Origin of the sequence: Streptomyces sp. NPDC093225, assembly GCF_044753805.1 — a bacterium.
Classification (GTDB): domain Bacteria; phylum Actinomycetota; class Actinomycetes; order Streptomycetales; family Streptomycetaceae; genus Streptomyces.
This window is the reverse complement of the sequence record NZ_JBIVNX010000075.1, coordinates 1-19,322: the sequence shown is the minus strand read 5'-3', so window position 1 is coordinate 19,322 and position 19,322 is coordinate 1. Positions and strand designations below refer to the sequence as shown.

The window sequence follows — 19,322 nt, the reverse complement described above, 5'->3', positions numbered from 1 at the left end:
CGTGAAGGAGCCCTGTCGTGCCCTATGAACCGACGTACTCGAGCACCACCACGACTCCGTACGACGTCGTCCGACCCACGGCGATCCACCCGCCGATGACGCCCGGGGAGATCCCGCCCGGCGTCGAGATCGTCACCCTGCCCAACGGCACCCGCACCCTCGCCTACACCAGCACCCCGCCGGCCGGGCCCGCGCTCGTGGCGGTCGAGCAGGGTCAGCCGATCCCGCGGTGGGCCAAGACCACCGCGCTCCTTGCCCCGACGGTCGGCGGGGGCGTCGCGGCCGCCTCGCTCGGCCTGGCCCACGCCGCCCCGGGACTCAACGCCATGACCGAGACGCTCTGGTCCGCCGGCGCCCTCGCCGCTGTCCTCGCCGCCGCCCCGCTCCTGTGGAGGGCGAGCAGGCCCCGCACCCGGCAGGGCGGGGCGGGCCCGGTCCAGCACATCACCCAGAACATCACCGCGTCCGGGATGTTCGGCCGCGCCACCGGCACCTTCAACCAGCGCTGAGGAGAACCATGCGACTGCGCATCCGCCTGTCCGACGACCGGCGAACGGTCGTGCTCACCGACACACCGCACCCGCAGTGCCCGAACTGCGAGGGCGAGGGCGGCTTCACGTACGACTACGGCGACCCCGAGACCGGCGAATACGCCGGCACCGAGTGGGACCTGTGCCCTTGCTGGGACTCCACCCGCCGGTGGCCGCTCCTCCGCCTGCCCCGACGGCTCACGTCGGGGGCCACGTCGCACGGGTACAGCGACGAACCGCCCTTCTAAACGTGCCGAGGGCGGCCCCCTCTCACGCCAATGAATCGGGGCCGCCCTTGCTCTCCAGTCCTCAACAGACCTGTTGGAGGTCTCCAGCATGACCCATCACGCCGACATCCGGCGAGACCTACTCCACGCCGCCCTCGCGACGGCCAACCGCGGCTGGCCCGTCATCCCCCTCCGCCCCGGCTCGAAGGTGTTCGCCCTCCACGGTGAGCGCGACTGCCCCGGCACCGGGCAGTGCGCGAACGGGCACGCCAAACCCGAGCAGCGCGCCACCACCGACCCGGCCCTGATCCGGGCCGCGTGGGAGACGCGGCCGTTCAACGTCGGGTTGGCCACCGGCCCGGCCGGGCTCGTCGTCATCGACCTCGACGCACCCAAGCCGTCCGACCCGCCCGGCACCCACCACGGCAGCGACATCCTCCACAACCTGTGCACCGCCCTCGGCGAGACCCTCCCCGCCACGCACACCGTGGCCACCCCCTCAGGCGGGCTGCACCTGTACTTCACCGCCCCGCCCGGGGCCCGCATCGGCTCCAACCAGGACATCCTCGGCCGCCACATCGACCACCGCGCCTGGGGCGGATACGTCGCCGCCCCCGGCAGCCGGTTCGCGGGCAGGTCCTACGAGATCACCGACGACCGGCCCCCCGCACCGCTCCCCGACTGGATGCACCGCAAGCTCACCGCACCGCCCCGCATCCGGGCCGTCCCGTTCCCGTCCCGCACTTCGGGCCCTCGGCCCGGGCGACGCGCCGCGTACGCGGACGCGGCCCTGCGCAACGAGGAGAACAACGTCGCCACGGCCGCCAAGGGCGGGCGGAACAAGGCGCTGGTGAGGGCCGCGCGGGCCCTGGGGCGGCTGGTGGCGTCCGGCGACCTCGGGCGCGAGGAGGTGGAGGGGGCTCTTAGCAGGGGGGCGGAAGCGGCCGAGCTGAAGCCCTACGAGTACCGCTCCGCCATCACCAGCGCCCTCAACTGGTCCATCGCCAACAACCCCGGACCCCGGGCGACGGCATGACCGCCCCCGAGCACCCCCCGGCTAATAGCCCTCCCGGCAGTCCCGCCGGCCCCGGCCCCGCCGAACCGGGCCCGACCGCCGGCGGCATTAGCGCGCCGAAGGTCGTCGCCCGTCAGGGCGTCCCTTCTGCTGTTTGCCCTGACCCGCACCAGGGCGACGGGCGCCGCCCGCTGGCCTGGCTGCACATCGCCGCGCCCCGCGACGCCACGCCGACCGTGCACTCGTGGTGCTCGTGCGGCCGGGACCTGTTCGCCGCCGGCCACGCCCGGGCCCTCGCGCTGATCGAAGACCACGCCAAGCACCGCACCCGGTGCCCCCTGCTGCCCTCCCAGGAAGGGACTGCCGCTGATGAGCGACCCCACCGCGCTCGCCGTACCGATCGACGGCGCCGCGCTGCTTGACGACGTCGAGCGCTTCCACCGCCGCTTCAACATTTTCCCGCTCGAAGCCGCGTACGTGGCCGTCGTCCTGTGGGACGCCCACGCGCACCTGCTTGACTCCTTCGACGCCACCCCGCGGATCGCATTCCTCTCCCCGGAACCCGGTTCGGGCAAGTCCCGCGCGCTGGACGTGGTCGAGACGCTGGTGCCGAACTCCATGGCGGCGGTGGACGCCTCGCAGTCCGCGCTGTTCCGGTCCGTCGCCGGGATCGAAGGGGAACGGCCCACGATCCTCTTCGACGAGATCGACACCATCTTCGGGCCCAAGGCCGCAGGTGATGAGAACCTGCGCAAGTTCCTCAACGCCGGGCACACCCGGGGCCGGAAGATGTACCGCTGCGTGGGGGATGGCGCCAACCAGACCGTGGAGGGTTTCCCCGCGTACTGCGCCGTAGCCCTCGCCGGTCTCGGCTCCCTGCCCGACACCGTCTTCACCCGCTCGGTCATCATCCGCATGCGCAAGAAGGCCCCCAACGAGTCCTGCGAGCCCTGGCGCGAGCGCATCCACAAGAAGCAGGGCAACGCCCTGCGCGACCGCCTCGCCGCCTGGGCCGACTCCGTCCGCGAGCAGGTCACCGGATCCTGGCCCACCATGCCTGACGGAGTCACCGACCGGCCCGCCGACGTGTGGGAGCCCCTCCTGTCCGTTGCCGAAGCAGCCGGAGGGCACTGGCCGGACCGGGCCCGCACCGCCTGCCTGGAGCTGGTCACGGCCGCCAAGGAGAACGACGCGTCCTCCCTGGGCATCCGGTTGCTGAGCGACCTGCGCGACGTCGTCTTCCGCGGCGAGGAGCGGATGCCGACCGCGGCCATCCTCGAATGCCTCCTACGCATGGACGACGCCCCGTGGGCCGACATGGACGGCAAGCCCCTTAACTCCCGGATGCTGTCGCAGATGCTCGGCCAGTACGTCACCGCGGCGAACAAGCCCATCAAGCCCCGCGGGATCCGCGTCGGCTCCGCCACCCCCAAGGGCTACTACGCGGAGGACCTGGCGGACGCCTGGGCCCGGTACTGCCCTCCACACCCCCAGAAGTCCGCAACAGCCGCCACAGCCGCCACACCGCAGGTCAGCGGGGGTGAATCTGTGGCGGAAACCCTCCCCGGCATCCGCCACACGCCCCACCAGACCGCCACACGACGGCCCGCCGGCATCGCCTGAACCACCCCCGGCCCGGTGCTGCCACACCCCGCGTGTGGCGGCACCGATCCGCCACAAAATCCGGATCCGCCACAAACGCGCGCCCCTGACCAGCGCTGTTGCGGCGTGGCGGCTGTTGCGGACCCCCGAAAGGCCAAGGAGCGCTGAGTGAGCACACTGATCGCGTCGGCGGAGCCCGTTCTCGTCCCGGTCAAGGAAGCCGGACGCCTGCTCAACCTGAGCCGCAGCGTCGTCTTCGAGTTGATCCGCACCGGTCGCCTCCGCGCCGTCAAAGAAGGCCGGGCACGGCGGGTTCCGAGGGCCGCCATCGACGAATACGTCGCGCTCTTGGAGCGCGAGGCAACCGAGCACTAGTCCACGTACACGAACCGGGGCCGCTGCCAGTCGGGGGCGGCCCCTCCCCATGGGCAGGAACTGATGTCGGACAGGGAACCCACGAAACGTCGTGCCGGGAACGGCGACGATTCGATCTACTGGGACGCATCCAAGAATCGGTACATCGGAGCCATCTCGTTGGGGTACACCCCATCGGGCAAGCGGCGCCGACCGAAGGTCTCCGGGCGTACGAAGACGGAGGTGCGCAAGAAGCTGCGCGACCTCAGGGCCGCCCTCGAGAAGGGGGCCCGCGCACCGGCTCACTACACGGTGAAGCAAGCCGTGGAGGCGTGGCTTGAGCAGGGGCTGAAGGGCAAGGCCGAGTCGAGTCGGTCCACGTACCGGAGCCTCGCAACAACGCACATCTATCCGCACCTGGGCGCCGCCAAGCTCCGTGATCTGGACGCGGATCAACTGGATGCTTGGCTGGACGACCGGAAGGACGTCCTGGCCACCACGTCGTTGCAGTTGGTGTTCTCGGTGCTCAGCCGCTCAATCACCCACGCACAACGGCGGGGCAAAGTACCTCAGAACATTGCGACGCTCGTGGAGGTGCCGGAAGGGAAGGCCGGTCGGCCGAGCAAGTCGCTGTCGGTCGAACAAGGCATGGCAGTGCTGAAAGCGGGGGAGGGGACCTGGATTCACGCCTACGTCGTGCTTGCGCTGCTCGTGGGCATCCGAACGGAAGAGACCCGCCCCCTCACGTGGGATCGTGTCCACACGGATCCAGCGGACGGCAGCGAGGCGTACATCGACGTCTGGCGCTCCGTGCGCAGGCACGGGGAGACGAAGACGCAAAAGAGCCGCCGATCGCTCGCCATGCCCCGTAGGGCCGCCGAGGTGCTGCGTGTCCACAGAGCGAGTCAGCAGGCAGCGTGCCGGGAAGCCGGACGAGAGTGGGCACCAGGAGGGCTTGTCTTCCCAAACGTTTCTGCTGAACTCCGGACAGCGCTCGATGTTCGCCGCAACCTGCGCGCGCTACTCAAAGAAGCAGGGTTCGCCGATCCGGCGGCCTGGACGACCAGAGAGCTGCGAACGAGCTTCGTGTCGCTTCTCTCCGACCACGGGCTTCGAATCGAGGACATCGCCAGGTTGGTCGGGCACAGCGGAACCCAGACCACGGAGCGGGTGTACCGGAAGCAGATCCGGCCCGTCATCACCAAGGGGGCCGAAGCAATGGATGAGATCTTCGATCCTCAACGAGGCGCTGAGCCCTCGTCTTCATGAGGGTTACCGTGCCCTGGCTCCCAATCTGGCTCCCCGCAATCGGCGCCGGTGCTCTGGCGGGACGTCTGACCTGCCAGAACGCCGGGGCATGCGGCAATTCGTCTTTAGGGCGCACTTAAGGCATGCATAGGCAGGGGCTCAGGTAGCGGGTGCCACGTCAGCGCGAGACGTGCTGAGACGGTGTCCAGCGGCCTTCGCCTGTCCGCACGCGACGGTACGAGGGAGGTTGCAGATCGTCTCGCATCAGCTGCTGCAGAGACTCCAAGTTCGCGAAGAACGGCCCTATGACGCGTTGGTACTCGGGTGCGTCGACACCCGCCGCATGCACGACGAGCAAATCGCGGGCTTCGCGAAGCTGCTGGTAGACCGATGAGGCGGCCCGGTAGACGTGATCAGGCGCCGCCAGAGCCAACTCCCTGAGGACGGACTTGGCATCTGAGTGTTGGGGGTCGTTGAGGAACGCTTCGTGCACCGCGTGCTGTCGAGCGGCCCCGTGCTCGTTCTGGAAGGCCATCTGTGTCATGCGGCTATGGGCTTGCGCCAGCGAGGTCAGGAAGCGCACGTACACGATGCGCTTCGCTTCGGCCCATCGCTGATCCTTTTCCCTGCGCGCACGTAAGACGTCCGTCAGGAGCGTCGCACCGATTCCGAAGACGGCACCGACTGCGGCTACCGCCAGCGTCCCCCACTCCATGAGCACAGGGTACGGGCCCCGTCACGCACGGTCCAGGCGGTTCAAGTCGACCTGTGAGCAGAGCGTTTGTGGCCACCACTCACCGCCGTGCAGGTCGAATGTTCAGTCTCATCGGACGTGGTGCGGTGCTTCGAGGGACCCGCTGAGCTGCCCGAACGCACTGGCCCGTACGGAGTTCTCCTTAGAATGCCCGAGGCCGGTACTGAGGACCGCGTACGGATGTCCGGGGGGACCCTTGATAAGCGATCAGCCGCAGCAGGACGGGTCCGCGTCGGTCCGGGAGGGGGCGTGGCCGCGGCCGGCTACGGCCGCGGACGTGGACGCCGTCCGGGAGGTCACCGATGCCGCGTACCACCACTACATCGCCCGCATCGGGATCCGGCCGGCGCCGATGGACGCCGACCACGCGGCGGGCATCGCCGCCGGGCACGTGTACGTCGCCGGCACCCCCGTGTCCGGCGTCGTCGTCCTCGTGCCCGGCGGCGACCACCTCTTCCTCGACAGCATCGCCGTCCATCCCCGGGCCCGTGGAACGGGCCTGGGGCGGCTGCTGCTGGGCTTCGCCGACGCGCACGCGCGCCGGCTCGGCCTGCCCGAGATCCGCCTCTACACCAACGCGTTGATGTGGGAGAACCAGGAGCTCTACCCGCGCTACGGCTACGAGTTCACCGAGCGCCGGGTCGACGGGGTGTACGACCGCTTCCACTACCGCAAGCGACTCGCCCCGCACGCACCATGACTCCGGATCGGCTCCGGAGGGTTGCCCGGGCGACCGTCGGCGCCCGGGGCGGTCAGGTCAGGATCTCCCCGAACTTCCCCATTTTCGCCAGCAGTTCGAGCTCGTCCAGAGCCGCCTCGGCGGCCCGGGCCGCCTCCGGGTCGCGGCCCGCCAGCCCGCTCTCGGCGAACTCGTCCTCGTCCAGGCGCAGGACGGCCGAGGCGTCGGCCGACACCCACAGGTCCAGGTCGAGGTCCTCCGAGACGATCTCCCCGTCCCCGACCACGGCGGGCCGGGTGACGTCGCAGTACCAGCCCTTGAGGACGCCCTCGCCGGTGCGCACCTCCTTGACCGCGTACCAGCGGTCCCGCCAGAAGTGCTCGGTGAACACGTCCCCGGGCTCGAACCGCACGAAGCCGAAGTCCCGCACGGTGTCGAGCGCCCACGGGGCGCGGACCGTCACCCGCCGCCCGTCGTCGGCGAGCAGTTCGGCGGGGTAGCGGACCTTGACCCGGCCGGCCTTCACCAGTGCCACGGCCATGTTCATCGGGAGACCTCCGGAGTCGTCAGCGTCTTCACGTACCGCACCTCGGTGGCGCAGATCTCGTACCCGAACCACTTGTTGACGGCCAGCATCGGGCCGTTCTGCGCGTCGTTGCCGGTGAACGCCTCCCGGTAGCCGGCCGCGCGGGCCCGGTGCAGCGAGGCGTTCTTCACGAGCTTGGCGAGCCCGCGGCCGCGGTACGCGCGCCGGGTGCCCGTCATGGCCGAGCCGTAGCGGTCGGCGCCGTCGGTGCGGGCGGCGCTGAAGGCCGCCACCGCGCCGTCCACGAGTGCCACCATCGTCAGCTCGCGGTCGAGCGTGGGGTCGTGCCACACGGTGCGCAGCCAGTCCTCGTAGTCCGACAGCTCCACGGGCACGTCCCCCGGCTCGTCGGCGGTGGCGTCCGCGTCGGCCTCGTACAGCGGCCGCGGGTCGTCGGCGAACGCCGCCGCCGGCAGCAGCTCGACGCCCGGCGGCAGCGGCACCCGCTCCGGCAGCGGGCCCGCGGACAGGTCCAGCCGCAGGAAGTGCGCCCGGCGGCGCGGCGCGTAGCCGCGACGGGCCGCGAAGCCGGTGCACGCCGGCTCGTCGAGCACCCACGTGTACACGCGGGTGCCGCCGGCGCCGGCCAGGTGCTCCTCGCCCGCCCGGGCCAGTGCCGTGCCGGCGCCCCGGCCCCGGTGGGCGGGGTCCACGAAGGTGTTCAGCGAGGCCTGGCCGGGCTCGGGACTGTCGTACGCCAGCCCCGCCTCGGCGATGCCGACGACCTGCCCGGCCTCCTCGGCGACCAGGATCCGCTGCCGGGCGGCGGGGTTGGCGCTCGCCAGCTCGAAGGCCAGCCCGGCCGGGGTGCTCACCATGGAGGGCAGCGCTGCGTGCCGTACCCGGGAGGCGACCGTCAGGTCGGCGTCGTCGTCGGGACGCAGATCGCGGATGAGGATGCTCACGTCCGGCGACGTTACGTGCGCCTCCGGGCCGGGCGCCTCCCATTTTCCGGCGCGACCGCCCGGCCGGCCGGAGGGTGGGGGAGAATCGGGCCCGTGACCTCGAAGATCTTGAAGATCGCCGTCGACCCGGGCGCCGCGACCGCGCCGTACGAGCAGCTGCGCGCCCAGATCGCCGGCCAGGCCCGCAGCGGCAGGCTGCCCGCGGGCTTCAAACTGCCGACCGTACGCGGCCTCGCCGAGGACCTCGGCCTGGCCCCCAACACGGTCGCCAAGGCCTACCGCGCGCTGGAGTCGGACGGGGTGATCGAGACCCGGGGCCGGGCCGGCACCTTCGTCGCCGCTGCCGGGGACGCGGCGCAGCGCGAGGGTGCCGCGGCGGCCCAGGCGTACGCCGAGCGGGCGCAGCGGCTCGGCCTCGACCGGGAGGCCGCGCTCGAGCTCGTACGGGAGGCCCTGCGCGCGCGGTACTGAACCGGCGCGGGCGGGGTCGGCCCGTGGTGCGCGGGTCCCCTCGGTCCGTGCCTAGAGGTACAGCCCCGCGTCCGCGCCCTCGTGCTGGGACGGCACCGAGGCCGGTCCCGTGCCCCGCCGCAGGGCGAAGAGCTCCGCGATCGTGGCGCCCTCGCGCGGGACGCCCTCCTCGGTGCCCAGCCACTCGACCGCCTCACGGTGGCTCAGCTTGCCGACCTCGATGCGCGCCAGGCAGCGCCCGGGCCGCACCACGGCCGGGTGCAGCCGCTCCAGGTCCTCGTTGGTGGTGACCCCGACGAGGACGTTGCGGCCCTGTCCCAGCAGCCCGTCGGTGAGGTTGAGCAGCCGCGACAGCGCCTGGCCGGCGGTGTGCCGGGCCTCGCCGCGGATCAGCTCGTCGCAGTCCTCCAGGAGCAGCAGCCGCCAACGGCCCTTCGCGTTGCCCTCGTCCTCGCCGATGGCGATGTCCATGAGGTAGCCGACGTCGTTGAACAGCCGCTCCGGGTCCAGCACGCAGTCCACCTGGCACCAGTCGCGCCAGGAGCGGGCCAGGGTGCGCAGCGCGGAGGTCTTGCCGGTTCCGGGCGGGCCGTGCAGCAGGAGCAGCCGGCCCGAGATGTCGTCGGGGGTGACCTTCATGAGCCGGTCCATGGCCCCGGCCACCGGCGCGGTGTAGTTCGGGCGGACCTCGGCCCAGGTGCCGGCCTCGATCTGACGGGTCGTGCGGTACGGGCCGCGGCGCGGGGAGACGTACCAGAAGCCCATCGTGACGTTCTCGGGCTGCGGCTCGGGCTCGTCCTGGGCGCCCTCGGTGGCCTCGCCCAGCACGCGGGTGGCCAGCTCCTCGGTGACGGCGGTGACGGTGACGTCGGCGCCGCGGTTCCAGCGCGAGACGAGCAGGGTCCAGCCCTCGCCCTCGGCGAGGGTGGCGCTGCGGTCGCTGTCGCGGGCCGCGCGGAGCACGCTGGCCGACGCCGGCAGGAGCGTGGCGCCCTTCTTGACCCGTTCGATGGTCGTGCTGTGGGAGTAGGGCTGCTCGCCGTTGGCGAACCGGCCCAGGAACAGCGCGTCGACCACGTCGGACGGCGAGTCGCTGTCGTCCACGTGGAGCCGGATCGGCAGTGCCTGCCGCGGGTCGCCCGAGGTCTGTGACATGGCTGTCATGATCCGGCACCAACTGCTCCCGCGCACCCGGGTTTCGCCGGTTCGTCCACCGTACTTCCGTACGCAAACCACGGGCAGGTGAAGGTTTCCCGCCAATCCTTCCCGCAACATTCTTGGCATGGACACTTCCAGAGGGCCGCGTCCGGCGCTACCACGGAAGACGCAGAAGTCCTGCTAAGGGAGGGTCCATGAAACTGTCCCGACTCGCGGCGCTCGCGTCGTCGTTCGCGCTCGCCGCGGCCGCCGCGCTCCTCGGTGCCGCACCGGCATCCGCGGCCCAACAGGCCGCGTCCTTCGGCTACGTGGCGCTCGGCGACTCGTACTCGTCCGGCGTCGGCGCCGGCAGCTACGACAGCGCGAGCGGCAACTGCAAGCGCAGTACCAAGGCCTATCCGGTCCTCTGGGCCGCCGCCCATTCACCCGGCAGCTTCGGTTTCACCGCCTGCTCGGGCGCTCGTACGGGTGACGTCCTCTCCGGCCAGATGGGTCCGCTGAACGCGGACACCGACCTCGTCAGCATCACGATCGGAGGCAACGACGCCGGCTTCTCCGACGTCATGACGACCTGTGTGCTGCAGTCCGAGTCCTCCTGCCTGAGCCGGATCAACCAGGCGAAGGCGTACGTCGACTCCACCCTGCCCGGCAAGCTCGACCAGGTGTACTCGGCGATCCGCGCCAAGGCGCCCGCCGCGCACGTGGTGGTGCTCGGGTACCCGCGCTTCTACAAGCTCGCCGGTACCTGCGCGACCGGACTGTCCGAGACCGAGCGCAGCGCCATCAACGGCGCGTCCGACTACCTGAACACCGCGACCGCCAAGCGCGCCGCCGACCACGGCTTCACCTTCGCCTCGGTCGTCGGGTCCTTCACCGGCCACGAGATCTGCTCCAGCAGCGCGTGGCTGCACAGCGTCAACTGGCTCAACATCGGCGAGTCGTACCACCCGACCGCCGCCGGGCAGTCGGGCGGCTACCTGCCGCCGTTCAACTCCGCGGCCTGACGGCCGTCCGCCGTCGAGCCCCTGCCGAGCCGTCCGGCACGCGGCGACCGGGACCGCCAGATCCGGTGAGCCGTGGGGGAGGCCCCGTCCGACGGGGCCTCCCCGGCCTTCCCCTCCTCGTGTCGGGGCGTCAGCGGAGCAGTGCCCAGATCAGAGCCGTGAAGGCGGCCAGCAGGGCGAGCACGCCGACCGCCAGCACCAGGCCCGCGCCGACGCCGGAGGTCCCGGCCGCCGGACCGTCGTCCGCCGCGGACACCGGGCCCGCCGGGACGGGTGCGCCCGCGGCGGGTGCGCGCACGGGTCCGCCCACGGGTGCGCCCCGTCCGTCCACCGCCCCGGACCCACCTGCCGAGCTCGACCCACCGCCTGGTCCACGTGACCAACCCGATCCGGCCGACCCGCCCGACCCGCCGAGGGGCCCGTCCGGGTCCGAGACCGGCCCGCCGGTCGCGCGTACCGACCCGCCCGCGCCCACGATCCGCAGCATCCGGGCCGTCTCCGGGGCCGACAGCCGGGCCGCCGGGTCCTTGTGCAGCAGTCCCGCGATCACCGGGGCCAGCTCCCCGGCCCGGCGCGCGACGGGCGGCTCCTCGTCCAGAACGGCCCGCAGGGTGGCCTCCGGGGTGCTCCGCGCGAACGGCGACGCGCCCGCCACGGCCGCGTGCAGCATCGTGCCCAGCGACCACAGGTCCGACTCCGGCCCGGGGGCCCGGCCCAACACCCGCTCCGGCGCGAGGAACTCCGGCTGCGAGCCGGCCGCCCCCGCTGCCGTCGACAGCCCGAAGTCGCTCAACAGCACCCGGCCGTCGTTCGCGACGAGCACGTTGCCCGGCTTGACGTCCCGGTGCAGCACCCCGGCCTCGTGCGCCGAGCGCAACGCCGCCAGCACCTGCTCCCCGATGTGCGCCGCCCGGTGCGCCGGCAGCGGACCCTCCGCCTCCAGCACCTCCGCCAGCGAGAGCCCCTTGACGAGCTCCATCACGATCCACGGGCGGCCGCCCTCGAGCGCCACGTCGTACACCCGCACGACGCCCCGGTGCGTGATCCGGGCCGCCGACCGCGCCTCGCGCTCGAGCCGTACGTACATCCGCCGCGCCTCCGCCGGGTCCACGCCCTCGGGCGCGCGCACCTCCTTGACGGCCACGTCGCGGCCCAGCACCTCGTCCCGGGCCCGCCACACCAGGCCCACTGCCCCCTGCCCCAGCGGACCGGTCAGCCGGTACCGGCCGGCGAGCAGGCGCTCGGGCCCACCGCTCGGAACTCCGCCCACGCGAGCCCCCCATCCGCAGCCGGGCTCCGCACCCGGCGAACCGCCCCCGGGGGTCCCCTTCGACCGCAACCGGGCGATCACTCCAAGTTAGCCCAGTCCGGACGATTTGCCAGCCCGTCGTGAGCCAAGTCCGCGGGTGGCTCGCGAGCAACTCGCCCCACGGGCCCCGGAATTCACTTTCGCGACCGAGCGTGTTCGGAGCGTAACGGTCGATTTCGGTGAGTGACCGTCAATCCCGTCTAGTGCGTGGTCAATCACCCCTCCCGGGATACCGCACTGCCATACGGGGGCGATAGGGTTAACCTGCCCGGGCCGGGTGCCCTCGTACGGGTGGGGAGAGACATGGAACAGATAGCAATGCGCAGCAGGCCGCCCCGCGTGCCTGCCATCACCTGCGGTAGCAAGGCGACGAGTACGCGCCTCGACCGCCACCTCGCCGTGCTGGGTGGCCCCGCCATCCCGCAGCGGGAGGCCGCCGAGGCGACCCTGCTGATGCGCGAGCTGACGGCGCGCGACGTCAAGCACGGCCACCGGAGCCGGAGCGCGCGGGTCTCGCTCTTCGCGCCGCTGCGCCGACTGCGCCGCTCGCTCTTCGGCAGCCGCCACTGACGCGGCAGTCCCCTCCCGCACCCGTCCCCCGGCATCGATCCTCAGGCGACCACACCGTCCCCACGCAGTGCCGTGATCTGCGCGTCCGTCATCCCCAGGGCGCGCAGCAGGGCGTCGGTGTGCTCGCCGAGCGCGGGGACCGCGCCCATGCGCGGTTCCGCCCCGCCCGGCAGTCCGATCGGCGGCAGCAGGGCCCGCAGCGGCCCCACCGGTGACCCCACCTCACGCCAGCGGTCCCGGGCCGCGAGCTGGGGATGCCCGGCCAGCTCGGTGACCGTGTTCAGGCGCGCGCAGGCGATCCCGGCCGCCTCCAGCCGCCGTACGGCCTCGTCGGCATCGAGCGCGCCCAGGGCCTTCGCGACCGCCGCGTCGGTCCGTTCCCGGTGCGCGGTCCGCGCGGCATTGGTCGCGTACGCCGCATCCTCGGCCAACTCGGGTCGCTCCAGGACGTGTTCGGCCAGCCGCCGCCACTCCCGGTCGTTCTGCACGGAGAGCAGGACCCGGCCGCCGTCGGCCGTGGCGTAGGCGTCGTACGGGGCGATCACCGCATGGGCCAGGCCCGTCCGCTCCGGCTCCCGGCCGCCGTGCATGGTGTGGTGCAGCGGGTGCCCCATCCACTCGGCGAGCGCGTCCAGCATCGAGACCTCCACGGGGCCGCCGAGTCCGGTGGTGGCGCGCCGCAGCAGGGCCGCCAGCACGCCCGAGAACGCGTACATCGCCGCTGCGATGTCGGCCGCCGGAACACCGGCCTTGACCGGCTGCTCCGGGGTGCCGGTGACCGACACCAGCCCCGCCTCGCACTGCACCAGCATGTCGTAGGCCCGTTTGTGCGCGTACGGTCCCTCGGCTCCGTACCCGGAGATGTCGACGGCCACCAGGCGGGGGTGGCGGGCGCAGAGCGCTGCCGCGTCGAGGCCGAGCCGGGCCGCCGCCCCCTGGGCCAGGTTCTGCACGAACACGTCCGCGTCCGCGACGAGCCGCTCCAGCACCTCGCGGCCGCGTGGGTCCTTGAGGTCGAGGGCGATCGACTCCTTGCCGCGGTTGGCCCACACGAAGTGCGAGGCCAGTCCGTGCGCCGCGGTGTCGTACCCGCGCGCGAAATCACCGCCGTCGGGGCGCTCGACCTTGATCACCCGGGCGCCGAGGTCGGCGAGCTGACGGGTGGCGAACGGGGCCGAGACGGCCTGCTCGACGGCGACGACGGTGATCCCGTCCAGGGGGAGGGGCACGATGCTCATGTCACGCAGACCTACCCGCTGCACCCCCGCCTTGTCACCCCTCGATCACCGATCGAGCACCACTTGGTGCCGGGTCGCACCTCTCGACACCTGGTTGCGGGGCGCTGGTGCGTGGTCGTGCCGATCGGCACCGGTCGCGGTGTGTTTGGTGGGTGGTCGCACCCCTCGGCATCGGTCGCGGCGCGTTGGTGCGTGGTCGCGGTCGCGGTCACGGCCCGGCATCTCGCGAGAGTGCCGCCGCGTGGTGTGTGGGGGAGGTGCTTGAGGCGGTAGGGCAGGCTGGTCCGGAGGCAGGCCCGGGCCTGGGGTGGCCGAAGGCCAGGGCGAAGCCCCGAAGCCCCGGGGGTGGGCCTGCCGCAGGGCCTGCAGGCCGTACCGGGTCAAGCGCCGAGGGGACCCACACACCGCGCGGCGGCCGCCCCGCACGGCTGCTCACACGACCCCCGCAAGCAGCCGCCTCACGCTGACGTACGCGGGCTGCGGCACGCGCCGCCTTCAAGCAGCCGCCGCACCCGGCCGCCGCATCCGGCCACCGCAACCCACCGCCTCACCCCCCACCCCGGGAGAAGCGGCGCGCGGCCAGCGGGACGGAGACCAGGAGCAGGGCGAGGGACCAGCACAGCGCGCCCGCCACCGGGTGGGCCACCGGCCAGGCGGCCCCCGCGACGGTCTCGCCGCCCGCGTTCCCGCACAGCTCCCGCACGGCCGTGGCCACGGCGCTGATCGGGTTCCACTCGGCCACCGCCCGCAGCCAGTCGGGCAGCCCCGCCGTGGGGATGTACGCGCTCGACAGCAGCGGCAGCACGAAGGTCGCGCTCCCCAGCTGGCCGGCGCTCTCCTCGTTCGGTGCGAGCAGACCCAGGTACGTGCCCAGCCAGGCGGTCGCGAAGCGGAAGAGCAGCAGGACGCCGAACGCGCCCAGCAGCCCGGGCAGTCCGCCCTCGGCGCGCCAACCCACCGCCAGCCCCACCAGGACCAGCGGCACCATGCCGACCCCGGTGGTCACCAGGTCGGCCGCCGTCTGCCCCAACGGGACCGCGGCCCGGCTCATCGGCAGGGTGCGGAACCGGTCCATCACCCCGCGGTGGGCGTCCTGGGCGGCCGTGAACATGCCCGTCATCAGTCCGTTGGCCGCCGTCGCGGCCAGTAGCCCGGGCACCAGGAACTCCCGGTACTCGGCGCCCGGCACCGCGAGTGCGCTGCCGAACACGTAGCCGAAGAACAGCAGCATCGTGATCGGCATGGTCTGCGTCATGACCAGGAGCGCCGGAGCGTGCCGGGCGCGCTGCAACTGGCGGCCCAGGACCGCCGTGCCGTCGTTGAGGACCCCGCCGGCGCTCATGCCGCACGCTCCCGTCCGGTGGCGGGCGCGGTGGGCGTGTTGGTCGTGGGCGGGGTGGTCACGTGTGAGGTGTCCGTGCCCGCCGCCGTCCTCCCGCTGCCCGCGACCTCGCCGGCCGTGGCCGTCAGCCGCAGGAACACCTCGTCCAGGCTCGGCGGCCGCAGGCTCGCGTCGACCACCGGCACCCCGGCCGCGTCCAGCTCCCGGACGATCCGCGGCAGTGTGAGGGTCGGATCGGCGGCCACCACCCCGACGGTGCACCGCTCCCGGTCGAGCACCGGCAGCGCGCCGGTGAGCCGGTCGAGTACGGCGGCTGCCGCGGCCACCGCGTCTCCGCCCATCGCGTTCCCGCCCACCGCGGCCGTGGTGGCCACGGTCACCTCCGCGTACCCCCCGACCAGGCTCTTGAGGCCGGCCGGCGTGCCGGTCTGGGCCACCCGCCCGCGGTCGATCAGCGCGATGTCGTCGGCCAGCCGGTCGGCCTCCTCGAGGTACTGGGTGGTCAGCAGCACCGTCGCGCCCTCGTCGGCGAGTTCCCGGACCGCCTCCCAGATCTGCGTCCGGCTGCGCGGGTCGAGCCCGGTCGTCGGCTCGTCGAGGAACAGCACCCGCGGCCGGGTGAGCAGCCCCGCAGCCAGGTCCAGGCGCCGCCGCAGGCCGCCGGACCAGGTGCGGGCGGGCCGGTCCGCGGCCTCCGCGAGCCCGAACCGGTCCAGCAGCCCGTCCGCCCGCTCCCGCGCGGCCCGGCCGCGCACCCCTGCCAGCCGTGCGAACAGCCGCAGGTTCTCGCGACCGGTGAGGTCCCCGTCGACCGAGGCGTACTGGCCCGTCACGCCGATCGCGCGGCGTACGGCAGCAGGTTCGCGCCGCACGTCGTGGCCGGCCACCCGGGCCGTGCCGGCGTCCGGGGCGGTCAGGGTCGTGAGCACCCGTACGGCGGTGGTCTTGCCGGCGCCGTTGGCGCCGAGCAGCCCGCAGACCGTGCCCTCGGGCACGGCGAGGTCGAGGCCGCGCAGCGCCTCGACCGGGCCGTAGCGCTTCTCCAGACCCTCACTAAGTACAGCGTACGTAGTTGTCGTCATGGCGGTTACCCTACCTGACTACGTACGGCGTACGTAACTACGATGGTGGGCGAGGTGATGATCAATGGCAGCCAGCGGGCGTCCCGCTGTCCCCGGGGTGATCTGGGTGCGTCCGCAGCGTGCGGGACGCGGCCCGCGCCCGGCCCACAGCCGCGAGGGCATCGCGGCGGAAGCGGTGCGGGTCGCCGACGAGGAGGGCATCGACGCCGTCTCCATGCGTCGGGTCGCCGCCGGCATCGGGGCGGGCACGATGTCGCTCTACAACTACGTCCCGCGCAAGGAGGACCTGTACGAGCTGATGGTCGACGCCGTCAGCGCGGAGTACGTCTACCCCCAGCGCCCGTCCGGCGACTGGCGCGCCGACCTCCTGGACCTGGCCCGGCAGAGCCGCGCGCTGATGCACCGCCACCCGTGGCTGCCCCGGCTGCTGTCGCCCGTGTACGGCTTCAGCCCGCACGCGCTGCGGTACCTGGAGCACTCGCTGGCCTGCATGGACGGGCTGGCCCTCGCGGCCGCCCGGAAGGTCGAGCTGATCGCCTCGGTCAACGGCACCGTGACGACCTTCGTGGCGAGTGAGCTGGATGCCGCCGAGCGGGTGCGCGGGCTGCCGTGGACCGAGGCGCAGGAGGCGGAGGTGCGCGGCGCGTACCTCGCCGAGCAGATGGCCACGGGTGCCTATCCGCGGCTGGCGGCGGCGCTCGCGGAGAGCCTCGGCGCGCCGCCGGAACCGCTGGACGCGGTCTTCGACCGGATGCTGCTGCGCTTGTTCGACTCGTTTGAGGCTGAGGCTGAGGCTGAGGCGGGGGGCGGAGGCTGAGACTGGGGTGAAACGCCCGGGTGCTCGCTTCAGAGGCACGGTCGTGCCTGGCCCTCGAGGAGCATCGCCGCAGCGGATGTCAGTGAGATCCATCTTGGTCGGCTAGCGCCGTGATCGGGTGTCGTGCTGGTGCAAGGGATCGCCCGATGTGATGATCCGACCAGCGTGCTCCAGCTTGTCGCGCGATCCGGTCGGTCGCGCGGATTCACACTCCCGTTGTCTCCTAGTCCCACGTCCCCCGGGAGTGACCACATGAGAATCCAGCCCATGGCGAGCGTGCTCGCCTCGTTCGCACTCGCTCTGACGGCCGGGGCCGGTCCGGCCGTCGCAGCACCCGCGGCCCCGCAGCTCACGCAGGTGATGGGGCAGGTCGTCAAGGTGCCGGCCCACGGCAGCGCCCTGGCCAAGGCCGTCTGTTTCGCGGGGCAGACGGCGATCTCGGGCGGTTGGTACCGATGGACCTACAACGTGGGGGTCACCCCGGGCGAGTCCTGGCAAGCGCGGACCAGCCTGCCCGGCGACACCTGGGTGGTGGTCTTCGAGAACCCGAGCGGCGTGGTGGCGGAGGCGGGAGCCATCGCGTACTGCACGCCCTGACGTACCGCACGCCAGCACGGCTCGGGCTCCGGAGACCGCGCAGAAGCCGGTCGTCCCGTCCAGGTGGTCCGCAGCCACGGCGCAGCCGCCGAGAGTGCGTTGTCGGGGTGCGGGTGCCGGTCAGAGCAGTGCGAACTGCCCGTCCGGGCCTTCCTCCTGATGGTCCAGCACCGACGCGGGTCGGCGGGCCGAGGCCGGGACCGGCAGGACGCCGGCCGCCCGCAGCTCGCCCGCTCCCGGCCCCGGGTCCGCGTCCAGGGCGGCCGCCAACGCGGCCCGCTCCGGCTCCGCTTCGGCCAGCAGCGCCAGCACGGTGATCAGCGCCAGCAGCTCCGAGGTCCACTCCTGCGGCCACACCGCAGGCCCGATGCCCTCCAGCCCCTCGGCCTCCCGGTGCGCGCCGCGGCGCTCGAACCACCGCTCCAGCACCCGCACCCCCGACACTTCGAACTCCCAGGCCGCGGCCGGCACCGGTGCGATCCGCCCGCCATCCAGGACCAGCGCCTCCGCGTCGGGGTCGTACGCGGGTCCGGCCGGCCAGGCCGGCAGCGCGGCCCGTACGTACGGACGCCGCCCGCCCGGCAGCCGGGGTGCCTGGGCCCCGTGCGCCCCGCGCAGCTGTGCGGCCAGCAGCCGGTGGCCCAGCTCGACGCCCGCCCGCCACCGCTCCCCGGATGCGGGCAGCGGTACGCGGCAGCCGCCCGGGGCCGGCCGCCCGGCCGCCAGCGCCCAGGCCGGCACGTCCTCCGGGGCCACCTCGCACCCGTAGCGACCGCTCAGCAGCGGCAGCAGTCCCGGGGCCAGGTTCGGTTCCGCCCCGTCAGGCCTGCGGTACAACGGCCGGATCCGGCCCGGCCGGCCGCCGGGGGAGCGGCCCTCGGGCAGCACCGCCGAGGCCAGCAGCGCCGGGCCGGGGGCGCGGCCGGCCTGGTGGACGTGGCCCAGCTCCAGGACGAAGAGCTGGCGTGCGTCGGCGATCCGCCACAGCTCCGGGCGTGCCGAGTCGATCAGTCGGTGGTCCGGGAGCAGCCACTGCTCGTCGAAGGGCTCGTGCAGCACCCGCACCGGCTCGGGACACGGTCCGGCCTCCCGGGCCAGCCGTACCGTTCCCGTGGCCTGCCCCGGCAGCGCGCCGACACCGGTCCGCACGCCGCGCGCCCGGGTCGGCCGGAACAGTCGCTCCCGCTCCGCGCCCTCGGCGCGGACCAGCGCGTCCCAGCGGGCCCGCAGGGTCCGTGCGTCCGGCGCCACCACCCAGGCGCGGCCGAGCCGCAGCGGCGGCACCGACCAGGGCATCAGATCGTCCAGCAGAGGCACGTCGGAGACCAGCGGCGTATCGCTCACGGCCCGCATGCTAACGGCATCCGAACCCGATCGGCCGGGACAAGAGCTACGCTCCTTTTGTGGGCAGATGTCCGCATCCGTGCGGCATGCCCGGACCGAGGAGGCTGGTCATGAGCCAGTACGACGAGTACTCGACCCCGTCGCAGGCGGAGGGCGAACGTCTCGACGAGGACATGGACGACAAGGAACGCAAGCAGTTCCAGCACCCCATGACCGCGCGCACCACCCCCTCGCAGGCCGAGGGCGAGCGGACTGCTGACGACGACAAGAAGTAGACGACAAGAAGTGGGGGATGTGCGTGGCGGAGAGAGTGGGCTCGCCGGTGTGAGTGCCAGCGGTGTCGGGGTGGGCTCGCTTCGTGGGGCCGCCCCGTGGTGTGTGGGTCCCCTCGGCGCTTGACAGGGGCGGCCTGCAGGCCCTGCGGCAGGCCCACCCCAGGGGCTTTGGGGCTTCGCCCTGGCCTTCGGCCACCCCTGGCCCGGGCCTGCCT

22 protein-coding genes are annotated in these 19,322 nt (G+C 73.0%); 13 read left to right on the top strand and 9 right to left on the bottom strand.

All coding sequences use genetic code 11. From position 1 onward, the window contains the following. Nucleotides 1-17: 17 nt before the first annotated feature. The 6 genes from ACIQCH_RS35960 (at nt 18) to xerC (ending at nt 4,997) form a co-directional block, all read left to right on the top strand. Complete coding sequence (locus tag ACIQCH_RS35960) at nt 18-509, top strand: hypothetical protein (RefSeq protein WP_402588128.1); 492 nt, start codon at nt 18-20, stop codon at nt 507-509. Between the two features lie 8 nt (nt 510-517). Then, nucleotides 518-778: a hypothetical protein gene (locus tag ACIQCH_RS35955; RefSeq protein ID WP_402588126.1), complete on the top strand. Its 261-nt coding sequence runs from the start codon at nt 518-520 to the stop codon at nt 776-778. Nucleotides 779-866: 88 nt separating this feature from the next. Beyond that, entirely contained in the window at nt 867-1,793 is a 927-nt protein-coding gene (locus ACIQCH_RS35950) for a bifunctional DNA primase/polymerase (RefSeq protein ID WP_402588124.1), read from the top strand. 348 nt (nt 1,794-2,141) lie between these two features. Further along, a complete protein-coding gene (locus ACIQCH_RS35945; protein ID WP_402588122.1) occupies nt 2,142-3,395 on the top strand; it encodes a DUF3631 domain-containing protein in 1,254 nt (417 codons plus the stop codon). A gap of 147 nt (nt 3,396-3,542) precedes the next feature. After that, entirely contained in the window at nt 3,543-3,749 is a 207-nt protein-coding gene (locus ACIQCH_RS35940; protein WP_402588120.1) for an excisionase family DNA-binding protein, read from the top strand. A gap of 222 nt (nt 3,750-3,971) precedes the next feature. Further along, nucleotides 3,972-4,997, top strand: coding sequence for a tyrosine recombinase XerC (xerC, locus tag ACIQCH_RS35935; RefSeq protein ID WP_402588118.1), 1,026 nt, complete (start codon nt 3,972-3,974; stop codon nt 4,995-4,997). Nucleotides 4,998-5,154: 157 nt separating this feature from the next. Here xerC and ACIQCH_RS35930 read toward each other — a convergent pair whose 3' ends face one another. Next, entirely contained in the window at nt 5,155-5,691 is a 537-nt protein-coding gene (locus ACIQCH_RS35930) for a hypothetical protein (RefSeq protein ID WP_402588116.1), read from the bottom strand. 316 nt (nt 5,692-6,007) lie between these two features. On the opposite strand from ACIQCH_RS35930, the gene ACIQCH_RS35925 reads away from it, so the two are divergent. Next, nucleotides 6,008-6,430, top strand: coding sequence for a GNAT family N-acetyltransferase (locus tag ACIQCH_RS35925; protein ID WP_402588115.1), 423 nt, complete (start codon nt 6,008-6,010; stop codon nt 6,428-6,430). A gap of 52 nt (nt 6,431-6,482) precedes the next feature. On the opposite strand, the gene ACIQCH_RS35920 is transcribed toward ACIQCH_RS35925, so the two are convergent. After that, complete coding sequence (locus tag ACIQCH_RS35920) at nt 6,483-6,956, bottom strand: DUF402 domain-containing protein (protein ID WP_402588113.1); 474 nt, start codon at nt 6,954-6,956, stop codon at nt 6,483-6,485. Continuing rightward, nucleotides 6,953-7,900 (bottom strand): GNAT family N-acetyltransferase, encoded by a 948-nt coding sequence (locus ACIQCH_RS35915; RefSeq protein ID WP_402588111.1) that lies wholly within the window; start codon nt 7,898-7,900, stop codon nt 6,953-6,955. The genes ACIQCH_RS35920 and ACIQCH_RS35915 overlap by 4 nt, the downstream gene beginning before the upstream one ends. 93 nt (nt 7,901-7,993) lie before the next feature. Here ACIQCH_RS35915 and ACIQCH_RS35910 point away from each other — a divergent pair, with 93 nt between their 5' ends. Next, complete coding sequence (locus ACIQCH_RS35910) at nt 7,994-8,371, top strand: GntR family transcriptional regulator (RefSeq protein ID WP_402588109.1); 378 nt, start codon at nt 7,994-7,996, stop codon at nt 8,369-8,371. A gap of 51 nt (nt 8,372-8,422) precedes the next feature. Here the strand turns inward: ACIQCH_RS35910 and ACIQCH_RS35905 are convergent, their stop codons facing one another. Then, nucleotides 8,423-9,526: a DUF5925 domain-containing protein gene (locus tag ACIQCH_RS35905; RefSeq protein ID WP_402588107.1), complete on the bottom strand. Its 1,104-nt coding sequence runs from the start codon at nt 9,524-9,526 to the stop codon at nt 8,423-8,425. Nucleotides 9,527-9,723: 197 nt separating this feature from the next. On the opposite strand from ACIQCH_RS35905, the gene ACIQCH_RS35900 reads away from it, so the two are divergent. After that, nucleotides 9,724-10,533 carry an SGNH/GDSL hydrolase family protein gene (locus ACIQCH_RS35900; RefSeq protein ID WP_402588105.1) on the top strand — a complete coding sequence of 270 codons (810 nt, stop codon included), beginning with the start codon at nt 9,724-9,726 and terminating at the stop codon, nt 10,531-10,533. Between the two features lie 130 nt (nt 10,534-10,663). Here the strand turns inward: ACIQCH_RS35900 and ACIQCH_RS35895 are convergent, their stop codons facing one another. Further along, nucleotides 10,664-11,803, bottom strand: a complete 1,140-nt coding sequence (locus tag ACIQCH_RS35895) for a serine/threonine-protein kinase (protein ID WP_402588103.1) — start codon at nt 11,801-11,803, stop codon at nt 10,664-10,666. Nucleotides 11,804-12,145: 342 nt separating this feature from the next. Here ACIQCH_RS35895 and ACIQCH_RS35890 point away from each other — a divergent pair, with 342 nt between their 5' ends. Beyond that, complete coding sequence (locus ACIQCH_RS35890) at nt 12,146-12,412, top strand: hypothetical protein (protein WP_078910451.1); 267 nt, start codon at nt 12,146-12,148, stop codon at nt 12,410-12,412. 41 nt (nt 12,413-12,453) lie between these two features. Here ACIQCH_RS35890 and ACIQCH_RS35885 read toward each other — a convergent pair whose 3' ends face one another. The 3 genes from ACIQCH_RS35885 to ACIQCH_RS35875 form a co-directional block, all read right to left on the bottom strand. After that, nucleotides 12,454-13,650, bottom strand: coding sequence for a CaiB/BaiF CoA transferase family protein (locus ACIQCH_RS35885; protein WP_402588101.1), 1,197 nt, complete (start codon nt 13,648-13,650; stop codon nt 12,454-12,456). Nucleotides 13,651-14,197: 547 nt separating this feature from the next. Next, the gene (locus ACIQCH_RS35880; protein ID WP_402588099.1) at nt 14,198-14,992 is read right to left on the bottom strand and encodes an ABC transporter permease; all 795 of its coding nucleotides are present in this window, start codon (nt 14,990-14,992) and stop codon (nt 14,198-14,200) included. Continuing rightward, on the bottom strand, nt 14,989-16,074 hold the full coding sequence (locus ACIQCH_RS35875; protein WP_402588097.1) for an ATP-binding cassette domain-containing protein: 1,086 nt from the start codon (nt 16,072-16,074) through the stop codon (nt 14,989-14,991). Before ACIQCH_RS35875 ends, ACIQCH_RS35880 begins: the two co-directional genes overlap by 4 nt. A gap of 64 nt (nt 16,075-16,138) precedes the next feature. Between ACIQCH_RS35875 and ACIQCH_RS35870 the strand changes: the two genes are divergently transcribed. Next, nucleotides 16,139-16,891 (top strand): TetR/AcrR family transcriptional regulator, encoded by a 753-nt coding sequence (locus ACIQCH_RS35870; RefSeq protein ID WP_402588095.1) that lies wholly within the window; start codon nt 16,139-16,141, stop codon nt 16,889-16,891. Between the two features lie 252 nt (nt 16,892-17,143). Beyond that, a complete protein-coding gene (locus ACIQCH_RS35865) occupies nt 17,144-17,488 on the top strand; it encodes a hypothetical protein (protein WP_402588093.1) in 345 nt (114 codons plus the stop codon). A 120-nt stretch (nt 17,489-17,608) separates the two neighbouring features. On the opposite strand, the gene ACIQCH_RS35860 is transcribed toward ACIQCH_RS35865, so the two are convergent. Beyond that, entirely contained in the window at nt 17,609-18,841 is a 1,233-nt protein-coding gene (locus ACIQCH_RS35860; RefSeq protein ID WP_402588091.1) for a type ISP restriction/modification enzyme, read from the bottom strand. Nucleotides 18,842-18,942: 101 nt separating this feature from the next. Here ACIQCH_RS35860 and ACIQCH_RS35855 point away from each other — a divergent pair, with 101 nt between their 5' ends. Continuing rightward, the gene (locus ACIQCH_RS35855; protein WP_402588089.1) at nt 18,943-19,107 is read left to right on the top strand and encodes a hypothetical protein; all 165 of its coding nucleotides are present in this window, start codon (nt 18,943-18,945) and stop codon (nt 19,105-19,107) included. Nucleotides 19,108-19,322: the final 215 nt, after the last annotated feature.

Coding starts and splice junctions, on each gene's coding strand:
- ACIQCH_RS35955 (WP_402588126.1), top strand. CDS start 518: ATGCGACTGCGCATCCGCCTGTCCGACGACCGGCGAACGGTCGTGCTC.
- ACIQCH_RS35950 (WP_402588124.1), top strand. CDS start 867: ATGACCCATCACGCCGACATCCGGCGAGACCTACTCCACGCCGCCCTC.
- ACIQCH_RS35945 (WP_402588122.1), top strand. CDS start 2,142: ATGAGCGACCCCACCGCGCTCGCCGTACCGATCGACGGCGCCGCGCTG.
- ACIQCH_RS35930 (WP_402588116.1), bottom strand. CDS start 5,691: ATGGAGTGGGGGACGCTGGCGGTAGCCGCAGTCGGTGCCGTCTTCGGA.
- ACIQCH_RS35920 (WP_402588113.1), bottom strand. CDS start 6,956: ATGAACATGGCCGTGGCACTGGTGAAGGCCGGCCGGGTCAAGGTCCGC.
- ACIQCH_RS35905 (WP_402588107.1), bottom strand. CDS start 9,526: ATGTCACAGACCTCGGGCGACCCGCGGCAGGCACTGCCGATCCGGCTC.
- ACIQCH_RS35900 (WP_402588105.1), top strand. CDS start 9,724: ATGAAACTGTCCCGACTCGCGGCGCTCGCGTCGTCGTTCGCGCTCGCC.
- ACIQCH_RS35890 (WP_078910451.1), top strand. CDS start 12,146: ATGGAACAGATAGCAATGCGCAGCAGGCCGCCCCGCGTGCCTGCCATC.
- ACIQCH_RS35885 (WP_402588101.1), bottom strand. CDS start 13,650: ATGAGCATCGTGCCCCTCCCCCTGGACGGGATCACCGTCGTCGCCGTC.
- ACIQCH_RS35880 (WP_402588099.1), bottom strand. CDS start 14,992: ATGAGCGCCGGCGGGGTCCTCAACGACGGCACGGCGGTCCTGGGCCGC.
- ACIQCH_RS35875 (WP_402588097.1), bottom strand. CDS start 16,074: ATGACGACAACTACGTACGCTGTACTTAGTGAGGGTCTGGAGAAGCGC.
- ACIQCH_RS35870 (WP_402588095.1), top strand. CDS start 16,139: ATGGCAGCCAGCGGGCGTCCCGCTGTCCCCGGGGTGATCTGGGTGCGT.
- ACIQCH_RS35865 (WP_402588093.1), top strand. CDS start 17,144: ATGAGAATCCAGCCCATGGCGAGCGTGCTCGCCTCGTTCGCACTCGCT.
- ACIQCH_RS35860 (WP_402588091.1), bottom strand. CDS start 18,841: ATGCGGGCCGTGAGCGATACGCCGCTGGTCTCCGACGTGCCTCTGCTG.
- ACIQCH_RS35855 (WP_402588089.1), top strand. CDS start 18,943: ATGAGCCAGTACGACGAGTACTCGACCCCGTCGCAGGCGGAGGGCGAA.